Annotated in this window: 15 protein-coding genes; 6 read left to right on the top strand and 9 right to left on the bottom strand. The window is 72.0% G+C overall.

Annotation, left to right across the window (positions count from 1 at the left end; translation table 11 throughout):
* Nucleotides 1–64: 64 nt before the first annotated feature.
* Nucleotides 65–544, top strand: a complete 480-nt coding sequence (locus ACIQF6_RS04935) for a DUF6328 family protein (protein ID WP_400890248.1) — start codon at nt 65–67, stop codon at nt 542–544.
* A 7-nt stretch (nt 545–551) separates the two neighbouring features.
* Here the strand turns inward: ACIQF6_RS04935 and pth are convergent, their stop codons facing one another.
* From pth to deoC, 5 genes are all read right to left on the bottom strand, one after another.
* Nucleotides 552–1,127 carry an aminoacyl-tRNA hydrolase gene (gene pth / locus ACIQF6_RS04930; RefSeq protein WP_400890245.1) on the bottom strand — a complete coding sequence of 192 codons (576 nt, stop codon included), beginning with the start codon at nt 1,125–1,127 and terminating at the stop codon, nt 552–554.
* A gap of 19 nt (nt 1,128–1,146) precedes the next feature.
* Complete coding sequence (locus ACIQF6_RS04925) at nt 1,147–1,782, bottom strand: ATP-binding protein (RefSeq protein ID WP_400890243.1); 636 nt, start codon at nt 1,780–1,782, stop codon at nt 1,147–1,149.
* Between the two features lie 197 nt (nt 1,783–1,979).
* Complete coding sequence (locus ACIQF6_RS04920; protein WP_400890241.1) at nt 1,980–2,882, bottom strand: aldehyde dehydrogenase family protein; 903 nt, start codon at nt 2,880–2,882, stop codon at nt 1,980–1,982.
* Nucleotides 2,875–4,368, bottom strand: coding sequence for an aldehyde dehydrogenase family protein (locus tag ACIQF6_RS04915; RefSeq protein WP_400890239.1), 1,494 nt, complete (start codon nt 4,366–4,368; stop codon nt 2,875–2,877). Before ACIQF6_RS04915 ends, ACIQF6_RS04920 begins: the two co-directional genes overlap by 8 nt.
* 2 nt (nt 4,369–4,370) lie before the next feature.
* The gene (gene deoC, locus ACIQF6_RS04910; protein WP_400890237.1) at nt 4,371–5,357 is read right to left on the bottom strand and encodes a deoxyribose-phosphate aldolase; all 987 of its coding nucleotides are present in this window, start codon (nt 5,355–5,357) and stop codon (nt 4,371–4,373) included.
* A 332-nt stretch (nt 5,358–5,689) separates the two neighbouring features.
* On the opposite strand from deoC, the gene ACIQF6_RS04905 reads away from it, so the two are divergent.
* Nucleotides 5,690–6,277 carry a TetR family transcriptional regulator gene (locus ACIQF6_RS04905; protein WP_400890234.1) on the top strand — a complete coding sequence of 196 codons (588 nt, stop codon included), beginning with the start codon at nt 5,690–5,692 and terminating at the stop codon, nt 6,275–6,277.
* Between the two features lie 7 nt (nt 6,278–6,284).
* Here the strand turns inward: ACIQF6_RS04905 and metG are convergent, their stop codons facing one another.
* The 4 genes from metG to ACIQF6_RS04885 form a co-directional block, all read right to left on the bottom strand.
* On the bottom strand, nt 6,285–7,994 hold the full coding sequence (gene metG, locus ACIQF6_RS04900; protein WP_400890232.1) for a methionine--tRNA ligase: 1,710 nt from the start codon (nt 7,992–7,994) through the stop codon (nt 6,285–6,287).
* 184 nt (nt 7,995–8,178) lie between these two features.
* Nucleotides 8,179–9,360, bottom strand: coding sequence for a hypothetical protein (locus tag ACIQF6_RS04895; protein WP_400890230.1), 1,182 nt, complete (start codon nt 9,358–9,360; stop codon nt 8,179–8,181).
* Between the two features lie 12 nt (nt 9,361–9,372).
* Complete coding sequence (locus tag ACIQF6_RS04890) at nt 9,373–9,720, bottom strand: hypothetical protein (RefSeq protein ID WP_400890228.1); 348 nt, start codon at nt 9,718–9,720, stop codon at nt 9,373–9,375.
* Nucleotides 9,717–10,214 (bottom strand): SigE family RNA polymerase sigma factor, encoded by a 498-nt coding sequence (locus tag ACIQF6_RS04885; protein ID WP_400890226.1) that lies wholly within the window; start codon nt 10,212–10,214, stop codon nt 9,717–9,719. The genes ACIQF6_RS04890 and ACIQF6_RS04885 overlap by 4 nt, the downstream gene beginning before the upstream one ends.
* A 211-nt stretch (nt 10,215–10,425) precedes the next feature.
* Between ACIQF6_RS04885 and ACIQF6_RS04880 the strand changes: the two genes are divergently transcribed.
* From ACIQF6_RS04880 to ACIQF6_RS04865, 4 genes are all read left to right on the top strand, one after another.
* A complete protein-coding gene (locus ACIQF6_RS04880) occupies nt 10,426–11,175 on the top strand; it encodes an ABC transporter ATP-binding protein (RefSeq protein WP_400890224.1) in 750 nt (249 codons plus the stop codon).
* The gene (locus ACIQF6_RS04875) at nt 11,172–11,915 is read left to right on the top strand and encodes an ABC transporter permease (protein ID WP_400890222.1); all 744 of its coding nucleotides are present in this window, start codon (nt 11,172–11,174) and stop codon (nt 11,913–11,915) included. The genes ACIQF6_RS04880 and ACIQF6_RS04875 overlap by 4 nt, the downstream gene beginning before the upstream one ends.
* Before the next feature lie 139 nt (nt 11,916–12,054).
* Nucleotides 12,055–12,729 carry a PH domain-containing protein gene (locus ACIQF6_RS04870; RefSeq protein WP_400890220.1) on the top strand — a complete coding sequence of 225 codons (675 nt, stop codon included), beginning with the start codon at nt 12,055–12,057 and terminating at the stop codon, nt 12,727–12,729.
* Nucleotides 12,730–13,089: 360 nt separating this feature from the next.
* A complete protein-coding gene (locus ACIQF6_RS04865) occupies nt 13,090–17,403 on the top strand; it encodes a ricin-type beta-trefoil lectin domain protein (RefSeq protein ID WP_400890218.1) in 4,314 nt (1,437 codons plus the stop codon).
* Nucleotides 17,404–17,471: the final 68 nt, after the last annotated feature.

Raw genomic sequence — 17,471 nt, 5'->3', positions numbered from 1 at the left:
CGGGGGCGAATGCACCGGGGCCCGCCTCCGGCGTTTCCCGGACCGCCGCCGTGACAATGGGCGGATGGACGACAGCCCCGAACGCCCGGAGAGCCCGGAGGCCCGCGCCGACCGGCGGCTGGTCGAGATGCTCCAGGAACTGCGGGTGCTGCAGACCGGCGTGCAGATCGTCTTCGCGTTCCTGCTCGGCGTCGCGTTCACGCCGCGGTTCGCCACCCTCGACGACGCCCGGCAGGACCTGTACGTGGTGGTGCTGCTGCTGTCGGTGGTCTCGGCCGCCGTGCTCGCCACGCCCGTCGCCCTGCACCGCGGCCTGTACCGCCACCCGGACCGGCTGCGGATCGTCAAGGTCTCCCGGCGGATCGCCCAACTCGGCCTGATCCTGCTGGCGACGGCGCTCAGCGGCGCCGTCCTGCTGGTGCTCGCCGTGGTTCTCGGCTTCCCCGCCGCCGTGCCGATCGCCGTCGTCGTCGCGCTGATCTTCGCTGGCCTGTGGTTCGTGCTGCCCTGGGCGGTCCGGCGCGGGCTGCCGGTGGTGAAGTGACGTTCCGTCAGTGGGCGTCGGCGGTGTGCAGCACGTCCTGGGCGCGGTTCAGGCCGCGCAGCACGAACGCCTCCACGGCGTCCGCGCAGCGGTCCAGCAGCTCGGGCATCCGCTCCTGCTCGTCGGGCGAGAACCGGTCCACCACCCACTGGTCGACCCGGGTGCCCTTCGGCGGGCGGCCCACGCCGACCCGCAGCCGGGCGTAGTCGGCGGTGCCCAGCGCCTTGTGCACCGAGCGCGCGCCGTTGTGGCCGCCAGGGCCGCCGCCGCGCTTCAACCGGGCCGTGCCGAACGCGAAGTCCAGGTCGTCCTGGACCACCACCAGCCGCTCCACGGGCACCTGGTGACGGCGCAGCAGCGCCGCGACCGGACGCCCGGACAGGTTGATCGACCACTGCGGTTCGGCCAGCAGCACGGTGCGGCCGTCCAGTTCGAACGAGGCGGTGCGGGTGGTCAGCCCGCGCCAGCGGGCGCCGTGGCGCCCGGCCAGTCGGTCCGCCACCAGGAAGCCCGCGTTGTGCCTGGTCCCCGCGTAGCGGCGGGTCGGATTGCCCAGCCCCGCCACCAGCCAGCGTTCGTCCACGGCTGTTCCCCCTTGCGACTCAGACCAGTTCGGCGGGCAGCTGCCGGGCCACCGCGGCGATCCGGCGGCCGGCCTCGACGCCCGAGCAGGCGTACGAACCCAGCTCGACCTGGCGGGCCACGATACCTCGCTCGGCGCGCATCAGCCGCCAGCCGCGGCGCAGCAGGTAGGGGATGGACTTGCGGCCCTCGCGGACGTCCCGGCGGAAGCGCCGCCAGGCCGTGGTGGACGGCTTGTTGCGCAGGCACAGGGCATCGCCGAGCAGGCCCTCGGCCTGGCAGCGGCGGACCAGTTCGGCCGCGAAGATGCCTTCGGCGACGAACGCCACCGCGCCGTCCAGTTCCATGGCGCGGTGGCCGGAGCGGCCGTTCGCCGGGATCGAGTACACCGGCACGTCGGCCTGGCCGTCGAAGGTCAGCGCCCGGATCGCCGCCAGCGCCTGCTCGCCGTGCCAGGAGTCCGGCGAGTCCCAGTCCGGCCCGCCGCCGTCCGGCAGTTGGGGCAGTGTCGGGTCGTCGCCGTCCTTGTAGAAGTCGTCGAGTTGCAGCACCGGCAGGCCGCTGCGCTCGGCCAGCGAGGACTTCCCCGACCCCGAGGGGCCCGACAGCAGGATGACGCGGGATATCGGGCGGCGGTTCAGCGGGGAGTCACTCACGAGATACCAGTCTGAGGCATCCGGCGGGCTGGTCGTAACCCGCCGTTCGGCCCCGATTCGGGGAGACGAGGGCATGAGGACGGGCCCGCACCAGGGGGGGGGAGAAGTGCGGGCCCGTCGCGGCCGCCCGGGCCCCCGGGGGGGGGTAGGGGCGCTGAGGGCGGCCGGTCTGTGTGGAGTTGGCCGGTCGGGCCGGGCTAGATGCCCATCGGGTGCCAGACCGTCTTGGTCTCCAGGAAGGAGAGCAGTCGCCCGGTGCCGGGGGAGTCCGTCCAGTCCACGGCGGACGGGTCGGCGGCCGGTCGGACCACTCGCTTCAATGTATCCGCCGCCGACGCCTCCAGGGCGGTAGCCGCGCCGGGGCCGTCCGGGTCGATCGCGCCGGCCAGGTCGACGGCGTTGACGTCCTGGTGGGAGGCCAGCGTGGGGGCGATGTCCGCGGTGCGGCCGGAGATCAGGTTGACCACGCCGCCCGGCACGTCGGAGGTGGCGAGCACCTCGCCCAGCGACAGGGCGGGCAGCGGCGCCTGCTCGGCGACCGCCACCACCACGGTGTTGCCGGTGGCGATCGCCGGGGCGATCACCGACACCAGGCCGAGCAGCGAGAAACCGTGACCGGTGCGCGGCGCGACCACGCCGACCACGCCGGTCGGCTCCGGGGTGGACAGGTTGAAGAACGGGCCGGCCACCGGGTTGGCGCCGCCCGCGACCTGCGCGACCTTGTCGGTCCAGCCCGCGTACCAGACCCAGCGGTCGATCGCCGCGTCCACCAGCGCCGCCGCCTTCTTGGCACCCAGCCCCTCGGCGGCAGCCACCTCGGCGACGAACTGCTCGCGGCGGCCCTGCAGCATCTCCGCCACCCGGTACAGCACCTGGCCGCGGTTGTACGCGGTGGTGCCCGACCAGCCCTTCACGGCCGCGCGGGCCGCCACCACGGCGTCCCGGGCGTCCTTGCGGGTGCCCAGCGGGGCGTTGGCCAGCCACTGGCCCTTTGCGTCAGTCACTTCGTACACCCGGCCGCTCTCGGAGCGGGGGAACTTCCCGCCGACGTACAGCTTGTAGGTCTTGTAGATGTCCAGTCGGACGGTGGACTCAGACATCGAGGGCCTCGACATTCAGGTAGGGCTCCAGACCGTGGCGACCGCCCTCGCGGCCGTAACCGGACTCCTTGTACCCGCCGAACGGCGAGGTCGGGTCGAACTTGTTGAAGGTGTTCGCCCACACCACGCCCGCCCGGAGCCGGTTCGCCATCCACAGGATGCGCGAGCCCTTCTCCGTCCAGATGCCCGCGGACAGGCCGTACGGGGTGTTGTTGGCCTTCTCCACCGCCTCGGCGGGGGTGCGGAAGGTCAGCACCGACAGCACCGGGCCGAAGATCTCCTCGCGGGCGATCCGGTGCGCCTGCGAGACGCCGGTGAACAGCGTCGGGCGGAACCAGTAGCCCGCGCCCGGCAGTTCGCACTCCGGCGCCCAGCGCTCGGCGCCCTCCTGCTCGCCCGCGGCGGCCAGCTCGGTGATCCGGGCCAGCTGCGCGGCCGAGTTGATCGCGCCGATGTCGGTGTTCTTGTCCAGCGGGTCGCCGACCCGCAGGGTGCCCATCCGGCGCTTCAGCGCGTCCAGCAGCTCGTCCTGGATCGATTCCTGCACCAGCAGGCGGCTGCCCGCGCAGCACACGTGGCCCTGGTTGAAGAAGATGCCGTTGACGATGCCTTCGACGGCCTGGTCCAGCGGCGCGTCGTCGAACACGATGTTCGCGGCCTTGCCGCCGAGCTCCAGCGAGAGCTTCTTGCGGGTGCCGGCGACCTGCTTGGCGATCGCCCGGCCGACCGGGGTCGAGCCGGTGAACGCGACCTTGTTCACGTCCGGGTGCGCGGTCAGCGCGGCGCCGGTGCGGCCGTCACCGGTGACGATGTTCACCACACCGTCCGGCAGGCCCGCCTGGCGGCAGATCTCGGCGAACCGCAGAGCGGTCAGCGGGGTGGTCTCCGCAGGCTTCAGCACCACCGTGTTGCCGGTGGCCAGCGCCGGGGCGACCTTCCAGGCCAGCATCAGCAGCGGGAAGTTCCACGGGATCACCTGCGCGGCGACACCCAGCGGACGCGGGTTCGAACCGAAGCCGGCGAAGTCCAGCTTGTCGGCCCAGCCCGCGTAGTAGAAGAAGTGCGCGGCGACCAGCGGCAGGTCGACGTCGCGGGTCTCCCGGATCGGCTTGCCGTTGTCGATCGACTCCAGGACAGCCAGCTCGCGGCTGCGCTCCTGGACGATCCGGGCGATCCGGAACAGGTACTTGGCACGCTCGCTGCCCGGCAGCGCCGACCAGTCGGCGAACGCCTTGCGGGCCGCCTGCACCGCGCGGTCCACGTCCTCCTCGGTGCCCTGCGCGAACTCCGCGAGCACCTGCTCGGTCGCCGGGTTGACGGTCTTCAGCGCCTCCGAGCCGGAGGAGTCGACGAACCGGCCGCCGATGAAGTGGCCGTAGGACGTCGCGATCTCACCCGCGGCGGCGGGGGACTCGGGCGCGGGCGCGTACTCGAACAGGCCTGCCCTGCGAGTCGGCTGCGCGGTCTTCTTCTCGGTCTTTGCCATGGTCAGTCCACCGTCACGTAGTCGGGACCGGAGTACCGGCCGGTGCGCAGCTTCTGGCGCTGCATCAGCAGGTCGTTCAGCAGGCTGGACGCGCCGAACCGGAACCAGTGCGGGCTCAGCCAGTCGTCGCCCAGCGTCTCGTTCACCATCACCAGGTACTTCATCGCGTCCTTGGTGGTGCGGATGCCGCCGGCCGGCTTCACACCGACCTGCGTGCCGGTGGCCGCGCGGAAGTCCCGCACCGCCTCCAGCATCAGCAGCGTCACCGGGGGAGTGGCGTTCACCGCGACCTTGCCGGTGGACGTCTTGATGAAGTCCGCGCCCGCGATCATCGCGAGCCAGGACGCCCGGCGGACGTTGTCGTACGTCTGCAGCTCGCCGGTCTCGAAGATCACCTTCAGGTGGGCGGAGCTGCCGTCGGGGCGCCTGCACGCCTCCTTGACGGCGCGGATCTCCTCGAAGACCTCCAGGTAGCGGCCGGAGAGGAACGCGCCCCGGTCGATCACCATGTCGATCTCGTCGGCGCCCGCGGCGACCGCCTCCGCGGTGTCCGCCAGCTTCACGGGCATCCCGGCCCGGCCGGACGGGAACGCGGTGGCCACCGACGCCACCTGGATGCCGCTGCCGCGCAGCGCGTCCTTGGCGGTGGCGACCATGTCCGGGTACACGCAGATCGCCGCGACCTGCGGTGCGGTGCGGTCGGTCGGGTCCGGGTTCAGGCCCTTCGCGCACAGCGAGCGGACCTTGCCGACCGTGTCCGCGCCCTCCAGCGTGGTCAGGTCGATCATCGAGATGGCGAGATCGATGGCGAAGGCCTTGGCGGTGGTCTTGATCGACCGGGTACCGAGAGTCGCTGCGCGCGACTCCAGGCCCACCTGGTCGACCCCGGGCAGGCCGTGCAGGAAACGGCGCAGGGTGGCCTCGGACGCCGCGACGTCCGCGAGGCCGCCGCCCGTGGCGCCGGGGGCGTTGGCTGCAAGAGTGGACATAGTCACCAGAGCAGCATATCTACGCGCGTAGGGAGACGGTAGGTGGGGCGGGAAATCAGGGCTGGGGGGTGCGAAACCAGGGGCTCGGGGGTGTGAATTCGGGGGCTGGGGGGTGCGAAACCAGGGGCTCGGGGAACGGCGAGAGTTCGTGGCGGAGGGGTCGGGGGCCGCTGGTGGTCGTGTTGCTTCGGGTCAAAGACGGGGACCTGAAACGGCGGAACGCTTTGCGCCCTGTTGATCGCTCGCAGACTCGGCCTCGCCGTTCCCCGAGCCCCTGTCGGGGCTCACGCCGGTGCCCGGGCTCCTGGGTTCTTGCCCTGCACAATGGTCGCGTGACTGAGGCGAAGGCAAGGGGTCGGCGGCCCGGGGGTGGGGACACCCGGGGGATGGTGCTGGTCGCGGCGCGGGCCGAGTTCGCGGCGAGGGGGTACCAGAAGGCGAGCATGCGGGCGATCGCCCGGGCGGCGGGGGTGGATGCGGCGCTGCTGCACCACTACTTCGGGAGCAAGGACCGGCTGTTCATGGCCGCGCTGGAGTTCCCGTTCGAGCCGCGGGACGTGGTCGAGGGCGTGTTCGCGGGCGATCCGGCGACGGCCGGGGAGCGGGTGGCGGCGTTCGTGCTGGCGCTGTGGGAGCAGCCGCCGGTGCGTGAGCGGCTGCTGGCGCTGCTGCGGACGGCGGCGGCCAGCGAGGAGGTGGCGGCGCTGATGCGGTCGTTCATGGTGACCGAGCTGGTCGACCGGGTGGCCGCCCAACTGGAGGTCGATCAGCCGGAGTTGCGGGTGGAGCTGGTGATGTCGCAGATCGTCGGCCTGGCGGTGGCCCGGTACGTGATCGCGGTGGAGCCGCTCGCCTCGGCACCCCCGGAGGTGCTGGCCCCGTTGCTGGGCCGCACCGTCCAGGGGTACCTGACGGGCTGACGGACGGTCAGGCCTGGCCGCCGCCGAAGCGCTCGGTCCAGGCGGCCAGGTCCTCGTCGGTGATCTTGGCGAACAGCACCGGCGGCACGGTGAATCCGGTGCCGGCCGGGACCAGCGAGAGCGCCCGGGCCTCGTCGGCCGAGATCCAGGTCCGGGTGTCGCCGTCGAGCGCGAAGGACTCGCGGATGGTGCGGGCCGCGGTCGGGATGAACGGCTCGGAGACCACCGCGTACAGGTGGATCAGGTTGATCGCGGTGCGCAGGGTGCGGGCCGCGGCCTCCGGGTCGGTCTTGATCTGCGTCCACGGCGCGGTCACGTCGAGGTAGGCGTTGCCGGCCGACCAGAGCGCGCGCAGCGCCTGCGCGGCCTTGCGGAAGTTGAGCGCGTCCAGCTGCGCCTCGTACTCGGCGAGCAGTTCGGCGATCTGCGCGCCGAGCGCGATCTCCGTCTCGCTGTTCTCGGCGCCGGCCGGGACCTCGTCGCCGAAGCGCTTGCGGCTGAAGGACAGCACCCGGTTGACGAAGTTGCCGAGGGTGTCGGCGAGGTCCTTGTTGACGGTGGCCGCGAACAGGTCCCAGGTGAAGCTGGAGTCGTCGGACTCCGGGGCGTTCGCCATCAGGTAGTAGCGCCAGTAGTCGGCGGGGAGCAGTTCGAGCGCGACGTCGGTGAAGATGCCGAGCTTCTGGCTGGTGGAGAACTTGCCGCCGTAGTACGTCAGCCAGTTGAAGGCCTTGACGTAGTCGACCTTCTTCCAGGGCTGGCGGGAGCCGAGGATGGTGGCGGGGAACATCACCGTGTGGAACGGGACGTTGTCCTTGGCCATGAACTCGGTGTAGCGGACGGTGTCGTCGGCCTCGTACCACCAGGAGCGCCAGTCGCCGCCGGTCGCGTCGGCCCACTCCTTGGTGGCGCCGATGTACTCGATCGGGGCGTCGAACCAGACGTAGAAGACCTTGCCCTCGGCGGCCAGCTCCGGCCAGGTGTCGGCGGGGACGGGGACGCCCCACTCCAGGTCGCGGGTGATGGCGCGGTCCTGGAGGCCCTCGGTGAGCCACTTGCGGGCGATCGAGGAGGCCAGCACCGGCCAGTTGCCGCCGTTCTCGTCGATCCAGGCCTCGACCTCGTCGGTGAGCTTGGACTGGAGCAGGAACAGGTGCTTGGTCTCCCGGACCTCCAGCTCGGAGCTGCCGCTGATCGCCGAGCGCGGCTCCAGCAGGTCGGTCGGGTCGAGCACGCGGGTGCAGCTCTCGCACTGGTCGCCGCGGGCCTTGTCGTAGCCGCAGTGCGGGCAGGTGCCGACGATGTAGCGGTCGGGCAGGAAGCGGCCGTCGGCGATCGAGTAGACCTGGCGGATCGCCCGCTCCTCGATGAAGCCGTTGGCGTGCAGCTCGCGGGCGATCTCCTGGGTGATCTCCCGGTTCTGCGGCGAGGACGAGCGGCCGAAGAAGTCGAAGGACAGCTGGAAGCCGTCGTAGATGGCCTTCTGCTGGTCGTGCGCCCGGGCGCAGAACTCGGCGACCGGCAGCCCGGCCTCCTGGGCGGCCAGCTCGGCCGGGGTGCCGTGCTCGTCGGTGGCGCAGATGTACAGCACTTCGTGGCCGCGCTGGCGCAGGTAGCGGGAGTACACGTCCGCCGGGAGCATCGACCCGACCATGTTGCCCAGGTGCTTGATCCCGTTGATGTAGGGAAGCGCGCTGGTGATCAACTGCCGAGTCATCCTGGGGAACTCCGATGCTCTCCGGCGGGCACGCGGCGGTGCCCGCGAGCGGGTGTCGAGGGCCGGTCCGCGACGCGTTCTCAGCAGCCGCCCGGCCGCCGCAATCGTACCGAACCGGCCCGGTGTCGCCCTACCGCATATTGCAGGGCTGTCAAGCCTCTCGACCGGGTCGGCCGACGGCCGATCAGATGGCGTACGGCCAGGCGGTGAGCAGGTAGGCGCCGTACCAGCAGCCGAACAGGGACGCGCCGCCGAGAACGGCGATCCGGGTGCCGCGGCGGGCCCGGGCGAGGGCGTCGGCGGCGGGGAGCAGGAAGAGCAGTGCGGGGGCCAGCAGGCGCGGCTTGCAATGGTAGTAGTTGCTCTGCGCCAGGGTCAGGACCACGACCGTCAGGCCGTAGACCGCCAGCGGCGGCCAGCCGGGGCGGCGGATCGCCAGTGCGGTGCCGAGCAGGTGGGCGAGGACCAGGACGGCGACGGAGACCGGGACCCAGCCCTCGCCGGTGTGCAGGGTGCGGAGCAGGAACTCGCCCAGCGAGGCACCCCAGTCCCAGCGGGTGCCCCAGCCGGCCTGCTGGACGGTGAACCAGGCGTCGGCGTCGCCCAGTCGGCGGCCGACCCACCACAGGTACAGCGGGGTGCCGGTGCAGGCCAGCGCGGTGGCGGCCACCGGCCCGGGGAGCAGGCGGCGTTCGCGGCGCAGTTCGAGCAGCGCGGCGACGCCGAGCGCGGCGACCACGGCGACGCCGGCCGGGCGGGTCAGACCGGCGAGGAAGGCGAACAGGCCGGCCGCGGGCCAGGCGCGGCGGTGCGCGGCGAGCAGGGTGGCGGCGGCGGTGGCCAGCAGCAGCGACTCGCTGTAGGCCATGAAGAACACCAGGGACATCGGCTGCGCGGCGGCCAGCAGCACCAGCGTCGCGGTGGCGGTCCGCCGGGTGCGGAGCCGGCTCACCAGCCGGTGGACGGTCACCAGGGCGGCGAGCAGCGCCAGTTGCGCGGCGACGATGCCGGCCGCGGACCAGCTGAGCCCGGTCACGGCGTGCACGGCGCGGACCAGCATCGGGAACAGCGGGAAGAACGCCAGGTTGTTGCCGGTCAGCTCGCCGTCGGGGGTGTAGGTGTAGGCGTCCGGGTAGCCGCCGGCGGCTATCTCCAGGAAGTGCCGCCCGTCCCAGGCGGTCAGCCGGTCGGTCAGCGTACGGCCGGGCCGGGTGATCATCACGGCCAGCAGGGCCAGGTGCAGGACCAGCGCGCCCGCGTACACCGCCAGGGCCGGGCCGGCGGCGTGCCACAGCCGGGCCGGTAACGCGGGGCGGGGCGGGGCGACCGTGGTGGGCGGACGGTGGGGCAGGGCGGTGAGGGTCATCGGCGGTCCTGGTCAGGGCTGCGGGTAGGTGGTGCTGGGTACCGGCGGCGGGGTGACGGTGGCGCTGTGGGTCGGGGTGGGGGAGGCGCTCGGGCCGGGGGTGACGGACGGGGCCGGCGTCCGGACGACCGCCGGGGCGTCGGCCGGGCCGACCGGGCGGGGCGGGCGGCCGGGGTCGAGCGTGACGCCCGCGGCGACGGCCAGGCAGGCGGCGACGGTCAGGGTCGCGCCGACCCGGACCCGGCGGCGTCGGCGGCCCAGGGCGGCGATGTGCCGGGCGGGCGGGGCCGCGGTGCGGGCGGCGGCGGCGTCGGCGGCCGTCCGCAGGGCGTCCGTCAGCCGCGGGTCGGGGGAGTTCATCGGTGGGTCTCCTCGGCCTCGGAGGGGGTGTCGAGGTGCTGGGCGAGGGCGGTCCGGGCCCGGGACAGATGGGCCTTGACGGTGCCCGGGGCCATGCCGGTCTCGGCGGCGATCCGGTCCAGCGGCAGGTCGCAGACGTAGAACAGGGCGGCGCACAGCCGCTGGCGCTCGGACAGGCGGTGCAGGGCGGCGGCCAGGTCGACGGCGCCCGGGTCCGGACCGGCCACGTCGGCGGGCTCGCCGTGCCGCCGCCAGGCCCGGGTGGCGGTGCGGGCCCGCCGCCAGCGGCTGATCGCCAGCCGGCCCGCGACGGTGCGCACCCAGGCCTCGGGGGCGTGGTCGCGGTCGAGGGTGCGGCGGTGGCCCCAGGCGCGGACGAAGGCCTCCTGGACCACGTCCTGCGCCTCGTGCAGGTCGCCGGTGACGAGATACAGCTGGCCGGTGAGCCGACGGACCGAGTGGCTGTAGAACTCGGTGAACTCCTCCTCGGTCATCGGTCGGCTCCTTGCAGGTTCTCGGTTGCTTACCTGTGGCTACGAACGGCCGGGGTGCCCGGGTTGACGGGGGTGACGCAGCTCACGGTGGCGGGGGTGCTGCGGTTCGTGGCGGTGGGGGGTGCGGGGGTTTTGCCGGGGTGCTGTGGTTCGCGGTGGCGGGTGTGCGCGGTCTTGACGGGGTTCGCGGGGCGGGCGCAGAATTCATCACATGATGAATTCCTTGGCGGGGTCGGCGCACGACCCCGCGATCCGGATCGCCGGACTCGTCGTCCGGCGCGGCGGCGCCACCGTGCTGCCCGGCCTCGACCTCGACGTCCCCCGCGGCACCGTCACCGGACTGCTCGGCCCCAGCGGCTGCGGCAAGACCACCCTGCTGCGCGCCGTCGTCGGCGTGCAGCGGATTGCGGCCGGCACCGTCACCGTGCTCGGCCACCCGGCCGGCAGCGCCGTCCTGCGCGATCGGGTCGGCTACGTCACCCAGGCACCCTCCGTGTACGGAGACCTGACGGTCGGCGAGAACCTCGACCACTTCGCCGCGATCCTCGGCGCCCCGCGCACCGACCCCGACCGGGTGATCGAACAGGTCGGCCTGGACGCCCACCGCCGCACCCCCGTCGCCCGGCTCTCCGGCGGCCAGCGGGCCCGCGTCTCGCTCGCCGCCGCCCTGCTCGGCCGGCCCGACCTGCTGGTCCTCGACGAACCCACGGTCGGCCTCGACCCGGTGCTGCGCCGCGACCTCTGGCAGCTGTTCCGCGACCTCGCCGCCGCCGGCGCCACCCTGCTGGTCTCCAGCCACGTGATGGACGAAGCCACCCGCTGCGACCGCCTGCTGCTGATGCGCGACGGCCGACTGCTCGCCCACGACACCCCCGCCGCGCTGCTCGCCGCCACCGGCGCGAGCGACGTGGAAAGCGCCTTCCTCACCCTCGTGGAGCACCCGCAGGAGACCGCCCGATGAGCGCCGCCGCCCGCCGCACCCTCGCCACCGCCCGCCGCGTCCTCGCCCAACTGCGGCACGACCCGCGCACCGTCGGCATGCTGCTGGTCGTTCCCTGTCTGCTGCTGGTGCTGCTCAAGTACATGTACGACCGGCAGCCCGGCACCTTCGACCGGATCGGCCCGGAACTGCTCGGCATCTTCCCGCTGATGGTGATGTTCCTGGTCACCTCGGTCGCGATGCTGCGCGAACGCACCACCGGCACCCTGGAACGGCTGCTCACCATGCCGCTCGGCAAGCTCGACCTGCTGCTCGGCTACGCCCTCGCGTTCGGCCTGGTCGCCCTGGTGCAGGCCGCGCTCGCCTCCGCCCTCACCATCGGACTGCTCGGCCTGACGGTCGCCGGCCCCACCTGGATGGTGTTCGCCGTCGCGCTCGCGGACGGACTGCTCGGCATGGCCCTCGGCCTGCTGGTCTCCGCGTTCGCCGCCACCGAGTTCCAGGCCGTCCAGTTCCTGCCCGCCGTGCTGCTGCCGCAACTCCTGCTGTGCGGACTTTTCGTGCCCCGTGCCGACATGGCCCCCGTCCTGCGGGTGATCTCCGACGTCCTGCCGCTCTCCTACGCCGTCGACGCGATGGGCCGCATCACCACGCAGAGCGGTATCGGCGGACGCGTGGTGGCCGACCTCGCGGTGGTCGCCGGCAGCGCGCTCCTCGCGCTCGCCCTCGGCGCGGCCACCCTGCGCCGACGCACCGCCTGAACGCTGCTGGCCCCCGGGTGCGGCCGTGCCGTGCAGGTGTGCGGCCCGAACACCCCAGGTCACGGGACGGGTCATTCGTGACCGTCCCGTGCCCCGGCCGCCATTGGGGACGGCCCCGACCTGGGGCAGAATCGACGCCATGACCGAATCCGACCGGACACCCGACCAGGGGTCCGCCGCCGACGGGCCCAAGTACGCCGACCGCGTCCACCGCTCCGTCCCCGGCGTCATCGCGGGCGTCATGCTGCTCGGAGTCGCCGGCTGGCTGATCATCGACGCCGTCGTCTCCGGCACCGGCGCGACCCCCTGGGTCGCGCTCGCCGCCGCACCCGTCTTCGCCTTCCCGGTGGCCGCCTACACGCTGCGGCCCGTGGTGAAGGCCAACGACCAGCGGCTGCTGGTCCGCAACCCGCTGCGCACCGTGGTCGCGCCGTGGGCCAGCGTGGAGGGGCTCAAGGCCGGCTATTCGGTCGAACTCTTCGCCGGCGGACGCAAGTTCCAGGTCTGGGCGATCCCGGTCTCGATCCGCCAGCGTCAGAAGGCCACCCGCCGCGCGGCCAAGGCCGCCAGGGCCGCCGCCCAGGGCGGCCCGACGGAGCCCAAGCCCCGTACCAAGCCGGTGCCGGGCCACCACCACCTCGACTCCGACCGCGCCTGGTCCGACGCCGTGGTCGCCTCCCTCCAGGAGCAGGCCGAGCGCAACGCCGGCAACCCCGGCGCCACCGGCGAGGTCCGGGCCACCTGGTGCTGGTGGGTGATCGCCCCCACGCTGGTGGGGCTGGTCGCCCTGGTTTCGGTCGTCGCCGCGATCTGACGACGCGACCCTGAAGGGCCTCGGGATTCTTCCCGGGGCCCTCTTTGCGTTCCTGCGGGATTCGCGAACTCGTCCTGTTTTGTCGGCGAACTCACCGGAGTCTCAGGTGTCGGATTTTTCCCTGTGCGGACGTCATATTCCCTTGCATGAACGAACCTTGACGATCTTTCAGGACATTCGTGGGCATCCCGTCGAAAGGCCTTGACCTTTTCTCCACGGAGCATGCATTGTTCCCGACCGAGTGCCTGTCCGTGGGGGGCGGGCTACTGGGAGGGAGACCGCGCACGCATGTCCCACACGACCCCATCGAGAAACCGCAGACGGGGTGCTCGATCCGACGGTAGAGGGGCGCTCGGCCGGGTGACGGTGGCCGCGGCCACGGCGCTCGTGCTCACCGCCCTCTCCTCCCCGGCGGCCTGGGCCGCCGATCCGACGCCCCAGCCGACGGCCCAGCCGACGGCCTCCACCGGCACGGAGAACACCCAGCCGCCGGCCGAGAGCGAGCAGACCAAGGCCGTTCGGGCGGCCCTGCAGCAGGCCAAGGACACGGGGAAGCCGGTCCGGATCGACGCGATGACCGACGAGACCACTGAGGTCTTCGCCGACACCGACGGCCGGACGATGTACTCCGAGGCCCACGCCCAGGACGTCCGGACCAAGCGCACCGGCTCCTGGCAGAAGCTCGACCCGACGCTGCGCAAAAACGCGAACGGCACCGTCACCCCGGCCCTGACCGGGTCGGACCTGGTGCTGTCCGGCGGCGGCACCGGCCCGCTGGCGAAGATCACCACCGCGGACGGCACCTCGATGTCGATCACCGCGCCGTTCCCGCTGCCCGCGCCGACCCTGAACGGCGCGACCGCCACCTACGCCTCCGTCCTGCCCGACGTGGACCTCCAGGTGACGGCCCGTCCGGACGGCGGCTGGCGCGACGTGATCGTGGTGAAGACCGCGCAGGCTGCCGCCGACCAGCGGCTGAAGAGCCTGCACTTCCCGCTGCAGACCAACGGTGTGCAGGCGGAGGCGGACGCCGCGGGCAACATCTCGTTCAAGGACGGCCAGGGCAAGGAACGCTTCCACGCGCCCACCCCGTTCCAGTGGGACTCCACCGTGCCCGTCCCGGCCGCCCCGCTGGTGAAGTCCGGCACGGCGCAGCCGAAGTCGCTGTTCGCCGCCCCCGCCGCCGCCGACGCGCCGCCCACGGCCGACACGTCGACGGCCGAGCGTCCCGGCACGGCTGCCGCGGTCTCCGCCATCGGGGTCTCCGCCAGTGCCACGGAACTGGTGCTGACGCCGGACCGGGCCACGTTCGGTCAGGGCGCAGGCCCCTGGTACCTCGACCCGGAGACCAGCGTCTCCGGTACGAGGCAGGTCAATGCGCAGGTGCAGGAGAACCACCAGGACACCGCGAACGTCAACACGCTCAGCAGCCTGGGCGTCGGCTACTGCGGCTACGACAACTGCACGGGCTACGGGCGCTACCGCTCGTACTACCAGCTGTCCATTCCGAGCCAGATGTTCGAAGGCGGCGGGCACGGCACCGCGACCGTCAACCGGGCGACCCTGTTCGTCCCCGTGACCGAAGCGGCCTCGCCCGGCACCCCGTCCACGATCAACGTCTACCACACCCCCGCTTTCCAGGGCACCACCACCTGGAACAACCAGCCCTGCGGCACCAACGGCAAGATGGTCGGCTGCACCTGGGTCGCCAACGCGGACATCACCAACACCGGCCAGATGACCTATGACGTCAAGGGCTGGATGCAGACGCTCATCAACAGCAAGGCGTCGAACTGGACGATCGGGTTCTCCGCCGAGGACGAGTACAACAAGCTGCTGCGCCACCACCTCGGCGCCGACCCGTACATCACCACGTACTACGACATCACGCCCACCATCTGGTGGCCGCGCACCACGCCCACGCCCGGCTTCGTCAACGACCCGGGCCTCGGCAACCAGCGCAACGACTGCCAGACCCCGGGTGGCGGCTACGCGTGGTACCAGCCCGGCTGGGTCGGTGCCAACCAGTCCATCTACCTGAACGCGAGCGTCTGGTCCCCGATCGGGGCCACCGTGACGACGACCTTCCACCTCTGGGACGACAACGACGGCAGCGTCCAGGTGTGGTCCAGCACCCAAGGGGCCGGCAGCTACGGTACCGGCACCATTCCGGTCAACCGGCTGACGGACGGCCACCAGTACGGCTGGACGGCGTCCGCCGGAGACGGCTCGCTGAGCTCGGACACCACGCCCGCGTGCTACTTCCGCGTCGACAAGACCCCGCCGCAGGTGAGCATCTCCTCCGACGACTTCCCGGCCAGCGGCACGATCGGTGTCACCCCGAAGAAGAAGGTCCGGGAGGCCGGCAGCTTCAAGGTCACCGCCCAGGACCCGGCGCCCGCCTCCGGCCTGGGTGCCTCGGGCGTGGCCTGCATCCGCTGGAGCACCGACCCGACCGCCGTCACCGGCTGGTCCTGCGACGCCCCGGGCATCCCGAACAACAACGGCGTGGTGAAGGGCGCCTCCGGCACCTTCCCGTTCACCCCGACCACCTGGGGCACCAACACCCTGTTCGTGCAGGCGATGGACGTGGCCGGCAACTACAGCCAGCTGCTGCCGTACACCTTCTACGCCCCCTGGGACCCGAGCATCGGCACCGGCACCCCCGGTGACCTCAACGCCGACGGCCGCGGTGACATCCTGCTCCCCGACGACCTCGGCAACCTGCGGATCATCGGCCTGGACACCGACGCCACCAACTTCCAGGCGGCCCCGCTCGGCCTCGCGCCCGGCGGCACCACCTGGAAGAGCGACCCGGCGGCCGGGGTGAACGTCAAGACCACGCACCTCGGTGCGCTGCGCGAGATGCCTGCCGCGGTCGACGACGCCGTCGTCTGGACCAGTGCGACCGCCGGTGGGACGTCTCTCGCCGACAATCTTTACCTGTACCAGAACAACGGCGACGGCACCTTCAGGGCACCCGTGCTGCTGGACAAGCCGACGGCCTGGGTCGATGCCGCCGGCAACGCGCTCACCACGGCCCCCAGCGGCTGGAGCGGCAACTGGAGGGGCCTGACCCAGGTGGTGTCGCTCGGTTCGCTGGGCGCCAAGATCAGTGACGACGACCCCCTGACCACTGTCAGGCAGACCTCGGTCCTCACGGTCGAGGCCGGCGGCCTGTGGCTCTACCGCACCGACCCCACCAACCAGCTCGGTGCGGCCGCGTTCAAGGTCTCCGCCGCCAACTGGAACAACTACGAACTGATCAACCCGGGCAAGGCATCCGGCACCAATCAGCCCACACTGTGGACCCGGGACAAGACCGACGGCACCATCCGGGCGTACGACATCTCGCTCAACGCCGCCGGACACCTGGACTTGGGCAACCTGGTCGACCCGACCAGCAAGGCCCGGGTGGTCGGCACCCAGAAGTTCACCGTCGCCGCCTACCCGCAGATCGGCTCCAGCGGTGACGCCACCAAGGACGGCCTGCCCGACCTGTGGACCATCGACGCCGCCAACCACCTGAAGCTCTGGCCCGGCACCGCCGCCGCCGGCTCCACCGTGGTCATTGGCTTCGCCGCCACCCCCGCCGACCAGGGCGACACCCGCCGCGCGCTCGGCCGGATCAAGCTCGACAACGCCGCCGTCACCGACGTGTACGGCAAGTACCCGATGACGGCCAGCCCGGCGGTCACTTTCCCGACCGACACGGTCAACGGGAAGAGCACGACCGTCGCGCACTTCGCCGGCCGGAACAGCAGCGGCGCCGACTCCGGTTCGGTGATCGCCTACTCGGCAGCCCAGACCAACCGGCTGACGGTCGACACCTCGAAGTCCTTCACCGTCAGCGTCTGGGCCAAGCCCGGCACCGGCGACGGCAGCAAGCAAGGCCCGGTGCTGTCCACCAAGGGCGCCGCCTCCAGCGGCTTCATCCTCTGGCCCGACCAGGACGCCAACTGGCGCTTCGGGATGGCCACCAGCGACAACGCCTCCTGGAGCTACGACATGACGGTCGGCTCCAGCGCCGCCCGCTTCCAGCAGGACCGCTGGGACCGGCTGACCGCCAGCTACAACGCCAACACCGGCGTGATGACGCTGTACGTCAACGGCATGCTCGCCGGAAGCGGTATCCACACCGGCAAGTTCGGCTACAGCGCGCCGCTGGTGATCGGCAATTTCCAGTACGGCGGCGTGTACGCCTCCTCGTTCAACGGGAACGTCAGCGACGCCGTCGTGTACGACGTCCCGACCAACCCGGGCAGTGTCACCGGCGTCCTGCTGGCCGACCTGCCGCCCGCCGTGGGTTCCGGCAAGTGCCTCGACACCAGCAACTCCGTGGACGCCAACGGCACCGCGATCCAGATCTGGGACTGCAACTACGGGGCCGGCCAGAAGGCCACCGCGCAGCCGAACGGCACCGTCAAGGTCCTCAGCCGCTGCCTCGACGTCACCGGCGCCCAGACCGGTAACGGCACCAAGATCCAGCTGTGGAACTGCGACGGAAATCCCGCACAGCAGTGGGTTTTCCTTTCCGACGGATCGCTCTTCAACCCGATGTCCGGCCGCTGCCTGGACATTCCGAACGGCAACATCGCCAACGGGACGCAGTTGCAGATCTGGGACTGCAACCAGACCTACGCGCAGCGCTGGCAGTCGGGGGCGGTTGCCTGACGAGCAGCCGAACAAGCCCGGCCGAGGGCGCTTTCCGCGCCCTCGGCCGACCGGACCGCCTCGGAAAT

The organism is Kitasatospora sp. NPDC092948 (assembly GCF_044754805.1).
Taxonomy (GTDB): Bacteria; Actinomycetota; Actinomycetes; order Streptomycetales; family Streptomycetaceae; genus Kitasatospora.
The sequence above is the reverse complement of the archived record's forward strand: the minus strand, read 5'-3'. Positions and strand labels throughout refer to the sequence as shown.